The organism is Streptomyces kronopolitis (genome assembly GCF_050953795.1).
GTDB lineage: Bacteria > Actinomycetota > Actinomycetes > Streptomycetales > Streptomycetaceae > Streptomyces > Streptomyces kronopolitis_A.
Genome location: NZ_CP191850.1, coordinates 5022847 through 5039675 on the forward strand (window position 1 = coordinate 5022847; position 16829 = coordinate 5039675).

At 73.8% G+C, this 16829-nt stretch carries 11 protein-coding genes and 1 riboswitch; of the genes, 6 read left to right on the forward strand and 5 right to left on the reverse strand.

The window, feature by feature from the left end; all coding sequences use genetic code 11:
* Positions 1-74 precede the first annotated feature (74 nt).
* Positions 75-1226, forward strand: a complete 1152-nt coding sequence (locus ACQP17_RS22295; RefSeq protein ID WP_433857858.1) for a trypsin-like serine peptidase — start codon at positions 75-77, stop codon at positions 1224-1226.
* A 39-nt stretch (positions 1227-1265) separates the two neighbouring features.
* Here ACQP17_RS22295 and ACQP17_RS22300 read toward each other — a convergent pair whose 3' ends face one another.
* From ACQP17_RS22300 to ACQP17_RS22310, 3 genes are read right to left on the reverse strand one after another with little or no spacing between them, the layout of a single operon-like run.
* Positions 1266-2048: an isocitrate lyase/PEP mutase family protein gene (locus ACQP17_RS22300; protein ID WP_433857859.1), complete on the reverse strand. Its 783-nt coding sequence runs from the start codon at positions 2046-2048 to the stop codon at positions 1266-1268.
* Entirely contained in the window at positions 2045-2494 is a 450-nt protein-coding gene (locus tag ACQP17_RS22305; protein ID WP_433857860.1) for a carboxymuconolactone decarboxylase family protein, read from the reverse strand. The genes ACQP17_RS22300 and ACQP17_RS22305 overlap by 4 nt, the downstream gene beginning before the upstream one ends.
* 5 nt (positions 2495-2499) lie before the next feature.
* Complete coding sequence (locus ACQP17_RS22310; RefSeq protein WP_433857861.1) at positions 2500-3009, reverse strand: carboxymuconolactone decarboxylase family protein; 510 nt, start codon at positions 3007-3009, stop codon at positions 2500-2502.
* 47 nt (positions 3010-3056) lie between these two features.
* On the opposite strand from ACQP17_RS22310, the gene ACQP17_RS22315 reads away from it, so the two are divergent.
* Entirely contained in the window at positions 3057-4496 is a 1440-nt protein-coding gene (locus ACQP17_RS22315; RefSeq protein ID WP_433857862.1) for a PLP-dependent aminotransferase family protein, read from the forward strand.
* Between the two features lie 498 nt (positions 4497-4994).
* On the forward strand, positions 4995-10598 hold the full coding sequence (locus ACQP17_RS22320) for an Ig-like domain repeat protein (RefSeq protein WP_433857863.1): 5604 nt from the start codon (positions 4995-4997) through the stop codon (positions 10596-10598).
* Positions 10599-10678: 80 nt separating this feature from the next.
* On the opposite strand, the gene rocD is transcribed toward ACQP17_RS22320, so the two are convergent.
* Positions 10679-11884, reverse strand: a complete 1206-nt coding sequence (gene rocD / locus ACQP17_RS22325) for an ornithine--oxo-acid transaminase (protein ID WP_433857864.1) — start codon at positions 11882-11884, stop codon at positions 10679-10681.
* A 131-nt stretch (positions 11885-12015) separates the two neighbouring features.
* Positions 12016-12107, forward strand: a riboswitch (ZMP/ZTP riboswitch).
* A gap of 41 nt (positions 12108-12148) precedes the next feature.
* Between rocD and glyA the strand changes: the two genes are divergently transcribed.
* Positions 12149-13432 (forward strand): serine hydroxymethyltransferase, encoded by a 1284-nt coding sequence (glyA, locus tag ACQP17_RS22330; RefSeq protein ID WP_433857865.1) that lies wholly within the window; start codon positions 12149-12151, stop codon positions 13430-13432.
* A 42-nt stretch (positions 13433-13474) separates the two neighbouring features.
* On the opposite strand, the gene ACQP17_RS22335 is transcribed toward glyA, so the two are convergent.
* Complete coding sequence (locus tag ACQP17_RS22335; RefSeq protein ID WP_433857866.1) at positions 13475-14752, reverse strand: cytochrome P450 family protein; 1278 nt, start codon at positions 14750-14752, stop codon at positions 13475-13477.
* A gap of 286 nt (positions 14753-15038) precedes the next feature.
* Between ACQP17_RS22335 and trpS the strand changes: the two genes are divergently transcribed.
* Together trpS and ACQP17_RS22345 are read left to right on the forward strand one after the other, a co-directional pair.
* Positions 15039-16049: a tryptophan--tRNA ligase gene (gene trpS, locus ACQP17_RS22340; protein WP_433857867.1), complete on the forward strand. Its 1011-nt coding sequence runs from the start codon at positions 15039-15041 to the stop codon at positions 16047-16049.
* A 185-nt stretch (positions 16050-16234) separates the two neighbouring features.
* On the forward strand, positions 16235-16819 hold the full coding sequence (locus tag ACQP17_RS22345; RefSeq protein WP_433857868.1) for a 2'-5' RNA ligase family protein: 585 nt from the start codon (positions 16235-16237) through the stop codon (positions 16817-16819).
* The last annotated feature ends 10 nt before the right edge of the window (positions 16820-16829 follow it).

Below are 16829 nucleotides of genomic sequence, written 5' to 3' on the forward strand. Positions count from 1 at the left end.
GGGCGCACCCGATGAGGGGACATACACACCGCGGCGCGCCGTTCGCCGGGACGTATCAGGGGGACTCACGCGTCATGCCAGCCATCCGCCGTTCCGCCGCCGCGGCCGCCGCTCTGCTCGTTCTGCTCGGGGGGACCGCCACGGCCTGCGGCCCCGGCGGGGACCGGGCCGCGGCCGCCGATCACGACGGTGCGGCCGGCGGCGGACTCGGGCTCCCCAAGGGCATACCCACCAGCCTGGACGACCTCAAGCAGTGGAAGGACGGCGGCTGGAAGAACTGGCACGCGTGGGCCCGCCGGGCCTCGGACTTCGCCAACCCGGTCATCAAGGACCACTGGCGCACGGACCGGCTGGCGCAGGCGAAGGCCGCTCCCGAGATCGGGGTGCGCGCCACCGGCGCGGGCAGCGGGTCCGAGGCCACCGACCCCGTGCCGGCCCCGGTCGGTGCCGCCCAGGTCGCCCGGCCCTACCACCGGCACATGGCGCCGGTCGGCAAGATCTTCTTCGACAGCCCGAAGGGGCCGATGGTCTGCTCCGGGACCATCGTCGAGGACCCGTCGCACCCGGGGAAGTCCAACCTGGTGTGGACGGCCGGGCATTGTGTGCACTCCGGCAAGCGGGGCGGCTGGATGCGCAACATCGTCTTCGTGCCGTCCTACAACGACGACGGGGTGCCGATGGACGAGGTCGGGCGCACGCCCGCCCGGCAGGTCACGCCCTACGGCCGCTTCTGGGCCGACTGGATCACCACCTCCGGTGAGTGGATCGACATGGGCAGCGAGGACACCGGCAACGGCGGCTCCGCCTACGACTTCGCGGTGCTGCACGTCAAGCCGGAGAACGGCGGGGACAAGTCCCTCCAGGAGACCGTGGGGGCCGCCGCCGAGGTCTGGTTCAACGCCCCCGCCGCCAACGGCATCGGCCCCCTCGACGCGTTCGGCTACCCGGCCGCGGCCCCGTACGACGGCGCCCGGATGATGAACTGCCCCGCCCGCCCCGGCCGTCTCGTCATCCAGCAGGGCACGCCCGCCATGCACCGCATCGGCTGCACGATGACCGGCGGCACCTCGGGCGGCGGCTGGTTCGTCAACCGTGGCGGCCGGCTGACCCTGGTGTCCAACACCTCGATCAGTTCCAGCGCCCACACCTGGCTGGCCGGCCCGCACCTGGGCCCCGAGGCGCAGCGCGTCTTCACCGACATCAGCCGGAAGTTCGCGAACCGGTAGTGGGGGAGCGGCGGGCGGTGGCCGACGGCCCGCCGTCGCCTACCCTTCCGCCCGCAGGTCCTCCGCCATCTCCCGCACCGCCGCCATCGCCCGCCGCTGGAGGCCCGGGCCGAAGGTGACGCGGGTGGCTCCCAGGGTGCCGAGGGCACGGGGGGAGGGCCCGTCCGGCAGGGCGAGCGCGTTGACGGGGAGGCCGACGGCGGCGGCCAGTTCGCCGAGCAGGGACGGCGGTGCGGTGATGGGGTAGACGCAGTCGGCGCCCGCCCCGGCGTAGAGGCGGCCACGGCGGACGGCGTCGGCCTTTTGGGCCGCCGGGTCGCCGCCCGCCCCGTCGTGCCCGGCCGCCGTGCCCCCGTCCGGGACGTCGTGCTGGTAGGTGTCGATCCGGGCGTTGATCACCAGGTCGTCACCCGCCGCGGCACGTACCCGCGCCAGCCACTCCGCCTGTTCCTCCGGGTCGCGCAGGGCGCCGGTGGCGTGGTCGGTGTCCTCCAGGTTGCAGCCGGCCGCGCCGGCCGCCAGGAGCCGTTCCACCAACTCCGCCGCGCCGAGCCCGTATCCGGCCTCCACGTCCGCCGTGACCGGGATGTCCACCGTCCGGGTGATCCGTGCGACGGCCGCGAACATCTCGTCGGCCGGGGTCCACCCGTCGGCATGGCCGAGGCAGGCGGCGATGCCGGCGCTCGGGGTGGCCAGCGCCGGGAAGCCCGCGTCGGCGAACACCCGGGCGCTCGCGGCGTCCCACGGGCCGGGCAGGACCAGCGGATCGCCCGGCGTCCGGCCGTGGTGCAGGTCCCGCAGCACCGCCGCGGTGGCGCTCACCGCTCTTCCCCAGGGGGCTGGCGGACCGTGACGTTGACGCGGTTCCAGTTGTTGATCGCGATGATCACCGCGATCAGGTGGGCGAGTTCGGTCTCGTCGAAGTGGGCGGCGGCCGTCGCGTAGACGTCGTCGGGGACGGAGCCGTCGGTCAGGACGGTGACGGCCTCGGTCAGCGCGAGGGCGGCCCGCTCCTTCGCGGTGTAGAGGTCGCCGGCCTCCTCCCACGCGGGCAGCAGATCGATCCGCCGCGGCTCGACGCCCGCCTCGTGCAGATTCCTCACGTGCATGTCGATGCAGAAGGCGCACCGGTTGACCTGGGAGGCGCGCAGCACGACCAGTTCGGCCAGCACCGGATCGCCCAGCCCCTTCTTGGCGGCCGTGGTCAGCCGCAGCTGGGCCCGGCCGAACGCGGACATCCGTCCCCAGAACTCCATGCGACGACTCATCGTGGTCACGCCTTTCCCGGGGTCATGCGGGTGCTCACGGCGAACCGGTTCCACGCGTTGATGGTGGTGATCAGGGCGATCAGCTGGGCGAGTTCGGTCTCGTCGAAGTGGGCGGCGGCCGTCGCGTAGACGTCGTCGGGGACGAAGCCGTCGGTCAGGACGGTGATCGCCTCGGTCAGTGCGAGGGCGGCGCGCTCCCTCGCGGTGTAGTGGTCCGGTGCCTCGGCCCAGGCGACGAGGAGCTGGAGCCGCTCCTCGGACTCGCCGGCCTTGCGGGCGTCGTTCAGGTGCATGTCGAGGCAGAAGGCGCACTTGTTGAGCTGCGAGGCGCGGATCTTGAGCAGTTCGGCCAGACCCGGGTCGACGTCCTTCCTGGCCGCCGCGTCCAGCGCGATCATGGCCTGATAGACCTCGGGAGCCTGCTTCACCCAGCGCATCCGGGGGCCGTGGTGGTGCGCCGGGGCGCCTTCGGAGCCGGCGGGAACAGGTGTGTGTGCCGTGGTCGGTGTCGTCATGGGTACGACGCTACGGCGGTAGTGGCGCAGCTGTATGGTCCACTTTCATGCCACCTTCCTGGGCCACTTTCGGCCGTGATCTGCATCTGGACCTCAGCGGCCCCGGCGGGCGGCGGGCCGGGCTGATCCGTGCGCTGCGGGACGCCGTTCGCTCCGGGCGGCTCGCCCCCGACACCCGGCTGCCCTCCTCCCGCTCGCTGGCCGCCGACCTCGGCCTGGCCCGCAACACCGTCGCCGACGCCTACGCCGAACTCGTCGCGGAGGGCTGGCTGACCGCCCGGCAGGGCTCCGGCACCCGGGTCGCCTGGCGGCCCCTCCCGGACGGCGACCGGGCGAGCACGCCGCCGCGCACCGGGCCCGCCGCCCGCCGCACCCCCGTCCGGGCCGGCCGCCCCGACCGGCCGCGCTTCGACCTCACCGCCGGCACCGCCGACGTCTCGGCCTTCCCGCGCACCGCCTGGCTGGCCGCCGCCCGCCGCGCCCTGACCGCCGCCCCCAGCGAGGCCTTCGGCTACAACACCCCCGCCGGGCGCCCCGAACTGCGCGCCGCCCTCGCCGACTACCTGGCCCGCGCCCGGGGCGTACGCGCCGACCCCGCGCGCATCGTGTTGTGCGCCGGCTTCCCGCAGGGGCTGTCCCTGCTGAGCCGGGCGCTGGGCCCGGGACGGATCGCCGTCGAGTCCTACGGCCTTGACTTCCACCGCGCGGTGCTCACCCGCGCCGGCCTGGACACCGTCCCGCTGCCGGTCGACGCACACGGCGCCGACACCCGGCAACTGGCCGGGCTCGACGACGTCCGCGCGGCCCTGCTCACCCCCGCCCACCAGTTCCCCACCGGCGTCCCGCTGCACCCCGACCGCCGCGCCGCCGCCGTCAACTGGGCCCGGACCACCGGGGGTTACGTCCTGGACGACGACTACGACGGCGAGTTCCGCTACGACCGCCAGCCGGTCGGCGCCCTCCAGGGCCTGGACCCCGACCACGTCGTCCACTTCGGCACCGCCAGCAAGAGCCTGGCTCCCGCACTGCGGATCGCCTGGATGGTGCTGCCGGACCGGCTGGTCGACCCGGTGCTGGCGCTCAAGGGCACCGGCGAGTGGCAGTCCGGCGCACTGGACCAGCTCACCCTCGCCGACTTCCTGGCCTCGGGCGCCTACGACCGGCACCTGCGCGGCATGCGGCTGCGCTACCGGCGCCGCCGCGACCAGTTGGTGGCCGCCCTGGCCGAGCGCGCGCCCCACGTCCGGGCCTCCGGCATCGCCGCCGGCCTGCACGCCGTCCTGGAACTCCCGCCCGGCACCGAACAGGCCGTCGTCGAGGCCGCCCGCTGGCAGGGCCTCGCCCTGGAGGGCCTCAGCCGCTTCCGCGACCCCACCGCCCCCCAACCCACCCGCGACGCCCTGGTCGTGGCCTACGGCACCCCACCCGACCACTCCTTCACCGGCGTCCTGGACGCGCTGCTCAGGGCACTGCCGCCGGCGCCGTAGGCGAGCCGCGCCGTCCGCCGGTCGCCCCGGCGCGCGCAACCGGCGCACACGCCTTTCACCTGCCGCGACGGCGATCGGGAAGGCCTCGGCGGGGTGCGGCCCCCACGCCAACCGCGCGGTGGTGCAACCGCGTCGAGGGTGGTGAAGGAGTGGCTCGCGGCGGGGGTGGGTCATGCTCCCGCTTCCTTTGCGGCGGTGCGGGGGTGAGGTGCGCTGTGTGGCGCCTTTTCGTGGGTGCCGGGTGCGCCGCCCCGCGCTGCGCCATTCAGGGTAAAACTGCGCACGGGCTATGGCGTGGTGGCCGGAAAGACGCGCCTACTGATGCCATCGACCGGCGGGGCCGACCCCACCTGTTGGAGGACCGCAATGCAGGTGCACATGATCCTCGGCTGCCCACAACGCTCCTCCTTCCGCAGGTAGTTGCCGCGTTTCTCACGGAAGCCGGCACGTCGCGGGGCCCTGCGGCCCGCCATCCTCACTGCCCTCGGAGGGCCCTCCATGCCAACGCCCACGTTCACGCTGACCTCTGCCGCCCCCAATCCGTCGGTCTTCGGCCAGACCGTCACGCTGACGGCCACCGTCATCCCGTTCGGGCTCGGCCCGCCCACCGGCACCGTCACCTTCGTCATCCCCGGCGGGCCGACCCTGACCGGAACCCTCGTCGGCGGCACCGCCACCGTCACCACCAACAGCCTGAGCGTCGGATTCCACACCTACACCGCGAACTACAACGGCAACGCGCAGTTCGGCCCGTCCAGTTCGACGGGCTCCGCCACGGTGGTCAAGGCCGCCACCGCCACCACGGTCACCTCTTCGCCGGACCCGTCGAACTCCGGGCAGACGGTCACCATCACCGCCCAGGTCACCGCGGTCGCGCCCGGCGCCGGGACCCCGACCGGCACCGTCACCTTCGTCATCGCGGGCGGCGGGGGCGGGACCCTGACCGGCACCCTGTCGGGCGGCACGGCGACCGTCACCACCAGCAGCCTGGCCGTCGGCTCGCATCTGATCACCGCCACCTACAACGGCGACACCCGCTTCAACGCCTCCTCCGGCACCGATACCCAGACGGTGGTGGCCGCGCCCGCGGCGACGACCACCACGGTCACCTCGTCCCCCGACCCCTCGGTCGTCGGGCAGTCCGTGACCTTCACGGCCGTCGTCGCACCCGTCCCGCCCGCCTCGGGGACACCGACCGGCACGGTCACGTTCGTCATCGCCGGCGGCCCCACGCTGACGGCGACGCTCTCGGGTGGCACGGCGAGCGTCTCCACCAGCAGCCTGAGCGTGGGCAGCCACGCGGTCACCGCCACCTACAGCGGCAGCGGCAGTTTCGCGCCATCGAGCGGTACGGACACCCAGACCGTCAACAAGGCCGCGACGACCACGACGGTGACCTCGGCACCGGACCCGTCGGCGGTCGGGCAGTCGGTGACGTTCACGGCGACGGTGGCGCCGGTCGCGCCGGGTGCGGGGACCCCGACGGGTACGGTCACGTTCGTCATCAGCGGCGGTCCGACGCTGACCGGCACGCTGTCGGGTGGCACGGCGAGTGTCAGTACCGGTGCGCTGGCGGCCGGTGTGCACACCGTCACCGCGACGTACAGCGGGGACGCCAACTTCACGACCTCCACCGGGACGGACACCCAGACCGTCGGCCAGGGGGCCACGACCACGACGGTCACCTCGTCGCCGGATCCGTCCGTCGTCGGGCAGCCGGTGACCTTCACGGCCGTCGTCGCGCCCGTCCCACCCGCTTCCGGGACGCCGACCGGCACGGTCACCTTCGTCATCAGCGGCGGCCCGACGCTGACCGGCACCCTGTCCGGGGGCACCGCGAGCGTCACGACCGGCGCGCTGTCCGCCGGGACGCACACGGTCACGGCGACCTACAGCGGCAGCGCCGCCTTCACCGGCTCCACCGGGACCGACACCCAGACCGTGGGGCAGGCGTCGACGACCACCACGGTCAGCTCGGCGCCGGACCCCTCCGTGGTCGGGCAGTCGGTGACGTTCACGGCGACCGTGGCGCCGGTCGCGCCGGGCGCGGGCACTCCGACGGGCACGGTCACGTTCGTCATCAGCGGCGGCCCGACCCTCACCGGCACGCTGTCCGGGGGCACGGCGAGCGTCAGCACCGGCGCGCTGGCGGCCGGTGTGCACACCGTCACCGCGACCTACAGCGGTGACGCCAACTTCACCGGCTCCAGCGGGACCGACACCCAGACCGTCGGCCAGGCCTCGACCATGACCACGGTCACCTCGTTCCCCGACCCCTCGGTGACCGGCCAGACCGTCACCTTCACCGCGTTCGTGGGGCCGGTGTTCCCCGGCGGCGGGGTCCCGACCGGCACCGTGGCCTTCGTCGTCACCAACGGCACGACCACGGTCAGCCTCAGCGGCACCCTCGACGGCTCCGGCGTGGCCACCGTCAGCACCAACGGGCTGGTCACCGCCGGCTTGTACACCGTCACCGCGACCTACGGCGGCGACGCCAACTACAGCGGCTCCAGCGACACCGACACCCAGACCGTGGCCCCGGCGCTGACGACGACGACCGTCACCTCGTCGCCCGACCCCTCGGTGGTCGGGCAGCCGGTGACGTTCACGGCGACCGTGGCGCCGGTCGCGCCCGGCGCGGGCACCCCGGGCGGCACGGTCACCTTCGTGGCCACCAACGGGGTCACCACGGTGACACTGACCGGCACGCTCAGCGGCGGCACCACCGGCGTCACGACCAACGGGCTGGTGACGGCCGGCGTTTACACCGTCACCGCGACCTACAACGGCAACGCCAACTTCGCCGGCTCGTTCGGCACGGACACCCAGACGGTCGGCCTGGCGTCGACGACCACGGCGGTCACCTCGGCGCCGGATCCGTCGGTGGTGGGGCAGTCGGTGACGTTCACGGCCACGGTGGCCCCCGTCGCCCCGGGCGCGGGGACCCCGACGGGCACGGTCACGTTCGTGATCACGGGCGGTCCGACGCTGACCGGCACGCTCTCGGGTGGGACGGCGACCGTCACCACCAGCGCCCTGGGCGTCGGCACGCACACCGTCACCGCGACCTACGGCGGGGACGGCAACTTCACCGGCTCCACCGGGACGGACATCCAGACGGTGGGGCAGGCGTCGACGACCACGACGGTCAGTTCGTCGCCGGATCCGTCGGTGGTCGGGCAACCGGTGACGTTCACGGCCACAGTGGCGCCGGTGGCCCCGGGCGCGGGGACCCCGACGGGCACGGTCACCTTCGTGGCCACGGACGGGGTGACCACGGTGACGCTGACCGGGACGCTCGTCGGCGGCACGACCAGTGTGACCACCAACGGGCTGGTGACGGCGGGCAGTTACACCGTCACCGCGACCTACAGCGGTGATGCCGGCTTCACCGGCTCCACCGGGACCGACACCCAGACGGTCGGCCCCGCGTCGACGACCACGGCGGTGACGTCGTCGCCGGATCCGTCGGTCTTCGGTGAGCCGGTGACGTTCACGGCCACGGTGGCGCCCGTCGCGCCGGGGGCCGGTACGCCCACCGGCACGGTCACGTTCGTGATCACGGGCGGTCCGACGCTGACCGGCACGCTCTCGGGTGGGACGGCGACCGTCACCACCAGCGCCCTGAGCGTCGGCACGCACACCGTCACCGCGACCTACGGCGGGGACGCCAACTTCAGTACCTCCAGCGGGACGGACACCCAGATGGTCGGCCTGGCGTCGACGACGACGGCGGTCAGTTCGTCGCCGGATCCGTCGGTGGTGGGGCAGGCGGTGACGTTCACGGCGACCGTCGCACCGGTGGCGCCGGGTGCGGGTACCCCGACGGGCACGGTCACCTTCGTGGCCACGGACGGGGTGACCACGGTGACGTTGACCGGGACGCTCAGCGGCGGCACCACGAGCGTCACGACCAACGGGCTGGTGACGGCGGGCAGTTACACCGTCACCGCGACCTACGGCGGGGACGGCAGCTTCAACACCTCCACCGGGACCGACACGCAGACGGTCGGCCTGGCGTCGACGACGACGGCGGTCAGTTCGTCGCCGGATCCGTCGGTGGTGGGGCAAGCGGTGACCTTCACGGCCACGGTGGCCCCGGTGGCGCCGGGTGCGGGTACCCCGACGGGCACGGTCACCTTCGTGGCCACGGACGGGGTGACCACGGTGACGTTGACCGGGACGCTCAGCGGCGGCACCACGAGCGTCACGACCAACGGGCTGGCGACGGCGGGAAGTTACACCGTCACCGCGACCTACGGCGGTGATGCCGACTTCACCGGCTCCAGCGGGACCGACACCCAGACCGTGGGGCAGGCGTCGACGACCACGGCGGTCAGCTCGGCGCCGGATCCGTCGGTGGTGGGGCAGCCGGTGACGTTCACGGCGACCGTCGCCCCGGTGGCGCCGGGTGCGGGCACCCCGACGGGCACGGTGGTGTTCGTGGCCACTGATGGGGTCACCACGGTGACGCTGACGGGCACACTCATCGGCGGCACCACGAGTGTGACCACCAACGGGCTGGTGACGGCGGGCAGTTACACGGTCACCGCGACCTACAGCGGGGACGCCGACTTCACCGGCTCCACCGGGACCGACACGCAGACGGTCGGCCTCGCGTCGACGACGACGGCGGTCACCTCGTCGCCCGATCCGTCCGTCGTCGGGGAGTCGGTGACGTTCACGGCCACCGTCGCCCCGGTCGCGCCGGGGGCGGGTGTGCCGACCGGCACGGTCGTCTTCGTGGCCACCGACGGGCCCACCACGGTGACGCTGACCGGCACGCTCAGCGGCGGCACCACCAGCGTCACCACCAACGGGCTGGTGACGGCGGGAACGTACACCGTGACCGCGAGCTACTCCGGGGACGCCGACTTCACCGGCTCCACGGGGACCGACACCCAGACCGTGGGGCAGGCGGCAACGACCACGACGGTCAGCTCGGCGCCGGATCCGTCCGTGGTGGGGCAGCCGGTGACGTTCACCGCCACCGTCGCCCCGGTCGCACCCGGCGCGGGCACCCCGACGGGGTCGGTGACATTCGTGATCACCGACGGGGCCACCACGGTGACGCTGACCGGCACGCTCAGCGGCGGCACCACCAGCGTGAGCACCAACGGGCTGGTGACCGCCGGGGTCTACAGCGTGACCGCGACCTACAGCGGGGACGCCGACTTCGCCGGCTCCGGCGGCACGGACAGCCAGACGGTGAACCAGGCGAGCACGACCACCGCGGTCAGCTCGTCGCCCGATCCGTCGGTGGTCGGGCAGCCGGTGACGTTCACGGCCACGGTGGCGCCGGTCGCGCCGGGTGCGGGGACGCCGACCGGTACCGTCACGTTCGTCCTCACGGGCGGCCCGACGCTGGTCGGGACGCTCTCCGGGGGCGTCGCGACCGCCTCGACCAGCGCGCTGGGCGCCGGTACGTACCCCGTCACCGCGACGTACAGCGGGGACGCCGACTTCGCCGGCTCCAGCGGCACGGGCAGCCAGACGGTGAACCAGGCGAGCACGACCACCGCGGTCAGCTCGTCGCCCGACCCGTCGCTGTTCGGCCAGCCGGTGACCTTCACGGCCACCGTCGCGCCGGTCGCGCCGGGCGCGGGCACGCCGACCGGCACGGTCACCTTCGTCATCGACGGCGGCGGAGGCGGCACGCTGGTCGGCACCGTCGCCGGGGGGACGGCCGGCGTCACCACCGCCACCCTCGACGCCGGTGTCCACCACGTCACCGCGACGTACAACGGCGACGCCGACTTCGCCGGCTCCAGCGGCACCGACACCCAGACCGTGAACCAGACGGCCACGACCATGACGGCCACCTCGTTCCCCGACCCGTCCACGGCCGGTCAATCCGTGGCGTTCCTCGCCTTCGTGGGGCCGGTGGCGCCGGGCAGCGGCGTCCCGACCGGGACGGTCGCCTTCACCGTCACCGACGGCATCACGACGCTGAACCTCACCGGAACCCTCGACGGCGCCGGAGTCGCCGCGGTGAGCAGCCCGCTGCTCCTCGCCGGCCTCTACACGATCACGGCCGTCTACGGAGGTGACACCAACTTCACCGGCTCCAGCGACACGGACACCCAGACGGTGCTCCCCTGACCCCCTCACCCACCGTGAACACGGCGCCGGGCCGTCCTCTTCCGAGGGCGGCCCGGCGCCCGCACGTACCGCGACACCCCCTACGCCCCCAGCACGTCCCGCAGCCGGTCGAGCCCCCAGTCCAGATCCTCCTTGCCGATCATCAGCGGCGGGGCGAGCCGGAGGGTGCTGCCGTGGGTGTCCTTGACCAGCACCCCGCGGGCCATCAGCCGCTCGGACAGCTCCCGTCCGGTGCCGCGCGACGGGTCGATGTCGAGACCCGCCCACAGCCCGCGGCCGCGCACCGCGGCCACCGCGCCGCCGGCCGCCAGCTGCGCCAGCTCGCTGTGCAGATGCTCGCCCAACTCCGCTGCCCGCTGCTGGAATTCGCCGGTCCGCAGCATCGCCACGACCTCCAGGGCCACCGCGCAGGCCAGCGGGTTCCCGCCGAACGTCGACCCGTGCTCGCCCGGCGCGAAGACGCCCAGCACCTCGCGGGAGGACACCACCGCCGACACCGGCACCACCCCGCCGCCCAGCGCCTTGCCCAGCACATACACATCGGGCACCACGCCCTCGTGCTCACAGGCGAAGGTCCGCCCGGTGCGGCCCAGCCCGGACTGGATCTCATCGGCGACGAACAGCACGTTCCGGCTGCGGGTCAGCTCCCGCACGCGTGCCAAATATCCAGGTGGCGGCACCCGGACACCCGCCTCGCCCTGAATCGGCTCCAGCAGCACCGCGACCGTGTCCGCGTCGAGCGCGGCCTCCAGCGCGGCCGCGTCACCGTAGGGGACGACCTCGAAGCCTGGGGTGTAGGGGCCGAAGCCGGCGCGGGCCTCGGGGTCGGTGGAGAAGGAGACGAGGGTGGTCGTCCGGCCGTGGAAGTTGCCGTCCGCGACGATGATCTTCGCCCGGCCCGCGGGGACGCCCTTGACCTGATAGCCCCACTTCCGGGCCGTCTTGACGGCCGTCTCGACGGCCTCGGCACCGGTGTTCATCGGCAGCACCAGCTCCATCCCGCACAGCTCCGCGAGCTGGGCGCAGAAGTCGCCGTACCGGTCGTGGTGGAAGGCGCGGGAGGTGAGCGTGACCCGCTCCAGCTGGGCCCGGGCCGCATCCAGCAGCCGGCGGTTGCCGTGCCCGAAGTTCAGCGCGGAGTACCCGGCGAGCAGGTCCAGATAGCGCCGGCCCGCCACATCCGTCACCCAGGCACCCTCGGCGGTCGCCACCACGACGGGCAGCGGGTGGTAGTGGTGCGCGCTGTGGGCCTCGGCGGCGGCGAGGAAGCGTTCCGTGGACGTCACCGGTGTCTCCGTTCGGTAGACCCTGCGGGGGCGCGGGCGCCGCCGCGTCCCCCTCCATTGTTGCTCCGGCCGGGCCGGGCGGACCTGCGCGGATCCGCCGCACCGGCGGCCGGGGGTGTCCTACACTCGGCGGTGCACACGGCGACTGGCGTACGGGGAAGCAACCTCGAGGAAGCGGTGTGCGGGAACCCTCACGAGGTGCCGCCCCGCCTGGGCACCCCGGGACCACGACCGGACCACCGATCGACCGCCCCGGAGGACACCATGTCACTTCCCACGCCGCATTCCCTTCCGCATCCCGCGCTGAGCGCCACCGACCCCGAACTGGCCGCGCTGGTCGGCGCCGAGGAGCAGCTCCAGGCCGACACCCTGCGGCTGATCCCCAGCGAGAACTACGTCTCCGCCGCCGTCCTGGAAGCCACCGGCACCGTCCTGCAGAACAAGTACAGCGAGGGGTACGCGGGCCGTCGCTACTACGAAGGCCAGCAGAACATCGACCGCGTCGAGACGCTGGCCGTCGAGCGCGCCAAGGCCGTCTTCGGTGTCGAGCACGCCAACGTCCAGCCCTACTCCGGCTCGCCCGCCAACCTCGCCGCCTACCTCGCCTTCGCCGAGCCCGGCGACACCGTGCTGGGCATGGCGCTGCCGATGGGCGGCCACCTCACCCACGGCTGGGGCGTCTCGGCGACCGGCCGGTGGTTCCGCGGGGTGCAGTACGGCGTCCGGGCCGACAGCGCGCTGATCGACTTCGACGAGGTGCGCGACCTCGCCCGCAAGGAACGCCCGAAGATCATCTTCTGTGGTGGTACCGCCGTGCCGCGCACCATCGACTTCGCCGCCTTCGGGGAGATCGCCCGCGAGGTCGGTGCGGTGCTCGTCGCCGACATCGCCCACATCGCCGGTCTGGTCGCCGGCGGCGCGCACCCCTCGCCGGTGCCGCACGCCGACGTCATCTCCACCACCACGCACAAGACCCTGCGCGGGCCGCGCGGCGCGATGCTGATGTCCCGGGCGAGCCACGCCAAGGCCGTCGACAAGGCCGTCTTCCCCGGCCTCCAGGGCGGCCCGCACAACCACACCACCGCCGCCATCGCCGTCGCCCTGCGCGAGGCGGCCGCCCCCTCCTTCCGGGACTACGCCCACGCCGTCGTCGCGAACGCCAAGGCGCTCGCCGAGGCGCTGCTGGCCCGCGGCTACGACCTGGTCTCCGGCGGCACCGACAACCACCTGGTGCTGATCGACCTGACCTCCCAGGGCGTCCCCGGCAAGGTCGCCGCCAAGGCGCTGGACCGGGCCGGCATCGTGGTCAACTACAACACCGTCCCCTTCGACACCCGCAAGCCCTTCGACCCCTCCGGCATCCGCATCGGCACCCCGTCCCTCACCTCCCGCGGACTGGGCACGGACCGGATGCCGCTGGTCGCCGAGTGGATCGACCGGAGCGTCCGGGCCGCGGCCAAGGGCGACGAGGAGGCACTGACGGTGATCCGCGGCGAGGTCGCGGAGCTGATGGCGGCCTACCCCGCGCCGGGCCTGGCGACGGACTGACGCCGCGCCTCCACGGCACCCCGCCCGGCTCACCGGCCGCGCTCAGCCGGTGAGCCGGACCGGCAGCACGTGGGTGCTGTTGCCGACGAAGCTCGCGTGCGCCGGCAGCTCCGCGTCCGGGACGGCGAGGTCCAGCGCCGGATAGCGGGTGAACAGCGCCCGGAGGGCCACGGTCGCCTCCAGCCGGGCCAGCGGGGCCCCCAGGCAGTAGTGCGGGCCGTGGCCGAAGGAGAGGTGCCGGGCGGCGGGCCGCCGGGTGACGTCGAACCGGTCCGCGTCCGCCCCGTAGGCGTCCGGGTCGCGGCCGGCCGCCGCATAGGAGGCCAGCATCGGGGTGCCGCGCGGAACGAGGGTGCCGCCGATCTCCAGGTCCCGGACCGGGTAGCGGAACGGGAAGTGGGCCACGGGGCTGTCGTAGCGCAGGGTCTCCTCGACCACGTCGTCCCAGCTCGCCCGCCCGGTCAGGACCAGCTCCAGCTGCCCGCGGTCGGTGCACAGCGCCCGGACCGCGTTGGTGATCAGGTTCAGCGTGGTCTCGTGCCCGGCGACGATCATCAGCAGCAGGGTGCCGACCAGTTCCCCCGCGCCGAGCCGGTCGCCGTCCTCCTCCCGGGCGGCGAGCAGCGCGCTGGTCAGATCGTCACCGGGCGCCGCCCGCCGGGCCTCGGCCACCTCCGTCAGGAGGGCGGTGATCTCCCGGTTGGCGGCCAGCACCTCGGCCGGGGTGCCGGCCGTGCCCACGATCAGGTTGGACAGCTCGTGCAGCCGGTCGCGTAACGCGGCCGCCACCCCCAGCAGTTCGCAGATCACGCTCATCGGCAGCGGATAGGCGAAGTGCCGGCGCAGCTCCACCGTGCCGTCGGCCTCCACGGCTCCCGGCAGCGCGTCGAGCAGCCCGGCCGTCAGCTCCGTGATCCGCGGCCGCAGCGCCGCCACCCGCCGCCCGGTGAACACCTGCGTCACCAGGCCGCGCAGCCGCCGGTGGTCCGCCCCGTCGGCGGTCGTCATCCCCTCGATGGCGGCGAAGAGGGTCAGCGGCCAGCCGGGCGGCACCGTGCCGTCGTGCAGGGCCGTGAAGTGCCGGGCGTTCTTGGCGACTTCGGGGTGCGCCAGCATCTCGCGCAGCGCCTCGTGACGGGTGACGGCGACCGCGGGCACCTCCCCGGGCAGCAGCACCGGCACCACCGCCCCGTCCGCGCGCAGCCGCGCGTCGGCCGTGGCCCGGCCGGCGCCCCCGGGCGCGAGCCGGTGCGGCTCCCGGCCGCCGTGTGCGGGGCAGGCGGCGGCGGTCGGGGGCACGGGGCGGTCGGCGTCGGTCATCGGCGGTCCTCACAGATCGGGGCGGAGATCCGGGGCGGAGCACGGGCCCGCGCGGGCGCGGACCACGACTGCGCGGCCCACGATCCCAGCTCCGGCCCGCCCCGAACAGGCCGCCGCCGCCCCGCCGCAGGGCCGCCGGCGTCCGGCCCCCGCGGGCGCGACCACGGCCGCGCCGCCGGCGGGCGCCACCGTGCGCCCCGGCCCCCTCGCGGACCTGAGACAATCGACGGCATGGCTCTCGATCGGCCGCCCGCCCACCACCGCTCCCAGGGGGAATGACTCCGCCATGCAGCATCGTCCGCGTGTGCTCTCCGGCATCCAGCCCACCGCCGGCTCCTTCCACCTCGGTAACTACCTCGGTGCGGTACGCCAGTGGGTGGCCCTGCAGGAGTCCCACGACGCCTTCTACATGGTGGTCGACCTGCACGCGATCACCGTCCCGCAGGACCCGGCGGAGCTGCGCCGCAACACCCGCGTCGCCGCCGCCCAGCTGCTGGCCGCCGGTCTCGACCCGGAGCGCTGCACCCTCTTCGTCCAGAGCCATGTGCCCGAGCACGCCCAGCTCGGGTGGGTCATGAACTGCGTCACCGGCTTCGGTGAGGCCTCGCGGATGACCCAGTTCAAGGACAAGTCCGCCAAGCAGGGCGCGGACCGTACGACGGTGGGCCTGTTCACCTACCCCGTGCTGATGGTCGCCGACATCCTCCTCTACCAGGCCGACCAGGTCCCGGTCGGTGAGGACCAGCGCCAGCACCTGGAGCTGACCCGCGACCTCGCGGACCGCTTCAACACCCGCTACGGCGACACCTTCACCATCCCCAACCCGTACATCGTCAAGGAGACGGCGAAGATCTTCGATCTTCAGGACCCGTCGATCAAGATGAGCAAGTCCGCCTCCTCGCCCAAGGGCATCGTCGACCTCCTCGACGACCCCAAGGTCACCGCGAAGAAGGTCAAGAGCGCGGTGACCGACACCGACACGGTCATCCGCTTCGACCGCGAGGCCAAGCCGGGCGTCAGCAACCTCCTGACGATCCTCTCCACCCTCACCGGCACCTCCGTGCCGGACCTGGAGCGGTCCTACGAGGGCAAGATGTACGGCGCACTCAAGACGGATCTGGCCGAGGTGATGGTCGATTTCGTCACACCGTTCCGCGACCGCACCCAGGAATACCTCGACGATCCCGAGACCCTGGACGCGATCCTGGCCAAGGGTGCGGACAAGGCCCGCTCGGTCGCCGCCGAGACCCTCGCCACCACCTATGACCGGCTCGGACTGCTGTCGGCCAAGCACTGAACGGACCGTCCGCGAGACGGGACGGCTCCGGCCGCGCGGGCCGGCCGGAGCCCCGCGCACCCACCCCCGCGGGGGCCGGGGCCCGCTTGTCACAGGAGCCGGACACGCTCCCCGGGAAGGGCACGCACCCGGCACACTGAGAGGGTGCGCGAGCGCGCCGCACACACGCCAGGAGGGAGAACGCAGTGGGGACCGTAACGCTGGGCGTTTCGATCGCGGTCCCGGAGCCCTACGGCAGCTTCCTGCAGAGGCAGCGCGAGGGCTTCGGGGACCCTGCCGCACCGGGAATCCCCACGCATATCACCCTCCTCCCGCCGACGGAGGTCGCCGCCGAGGCGCTGCCCGGCATCGAACGCCACCTCGCCGAGGTCGCGGCCGGCTTCCGCCCCTTCCCGCTCCGCCTGGAGGGCACCGGCACCTTCCGTCCGCTCTCCCCGGTCGTCTACGTCAAGGTCGCCGAGGGCGAGGCGGGCTGCACCGCGCTGCAGGCCCGCATCCGCGCCGCCTCCGGCCCGTGCGCCCGCGAGCTGCAATTCCCCTACCACCCGCACGTCACCATCGCCCACGGCATCGCCGACGAGGCCATGGACCGCGCCCAGAGCGGCCTCGCGGACTTCTGCGCGACCTGGACCATCGGCGGCTTCGCGCTCTACGAGCAGGGCGCGGACGCGGTGTGGCGGCTGGACCGGGAGTTCCCCTTCCCGCCGCAGACGGCCGGAGTGCCGCGCCAGGCCGCCGATCTCTCCCGGCCGCCCGCGCCGTCCTGCTGACGCCGCGGCC

Coding starts and splice junctions, on each gene's coding strand:
- ACQP17_RS22295 (WP_433857858.1), top strand. CDS start 75: ATGCCAGCCATCCGCCGTTCCGCCGCCGCGGCCGCCGCTCTGCTCGTT.
- ACQP17_RS22305 (WP_433857860.1), bottom strand. CDS start 2,494: ATGAGTCGTCGCATGGAGTTCTGGGGACGGATGTCCGCGTTCGGCCGG.
- ACQP17_RS22310 (WP_433857861.1), bottom strand. CDS start 3,009: ATGACGACACCGACCACGGCACACACACCTGTTCCCGCCGGCTCCGAA.
- ACQP17_RS22315 (WP_433857862.1), top strand. CDS start 3,057: ATGCCACCTTCCTGGGCCACTTTCGGCCGTGATCTGCATCTGGACCTC.
- ACQP17_RS22320 (WP_433857863.1), top strand. CDS start 4,995: ATGCCAACGCCCACGTTCACGCTGACCTCTGCCGCCCCCAATCCGTCG.
- glyA (WP_433857865.1), top strand. CDS start 12,149: ATGTCACTTCCCACGCCGCATTCCCTTCCGCATCCCGCGCTGAGCGCC.
- ACQP17_RS22335 (WP_433857866.1), bottom strand. CDS start 14,752: ATGACCGACGCCGACCGCCCCGTGCCCCCGACCGCCGCCGCCTGCCCC.
- trpS (WP_433857867.1), top strand. CDS start 15,039: ATGCAGCATCGTCCGCGTGTGCTCTCCGGCATCCAGCCCACCGCCGGC.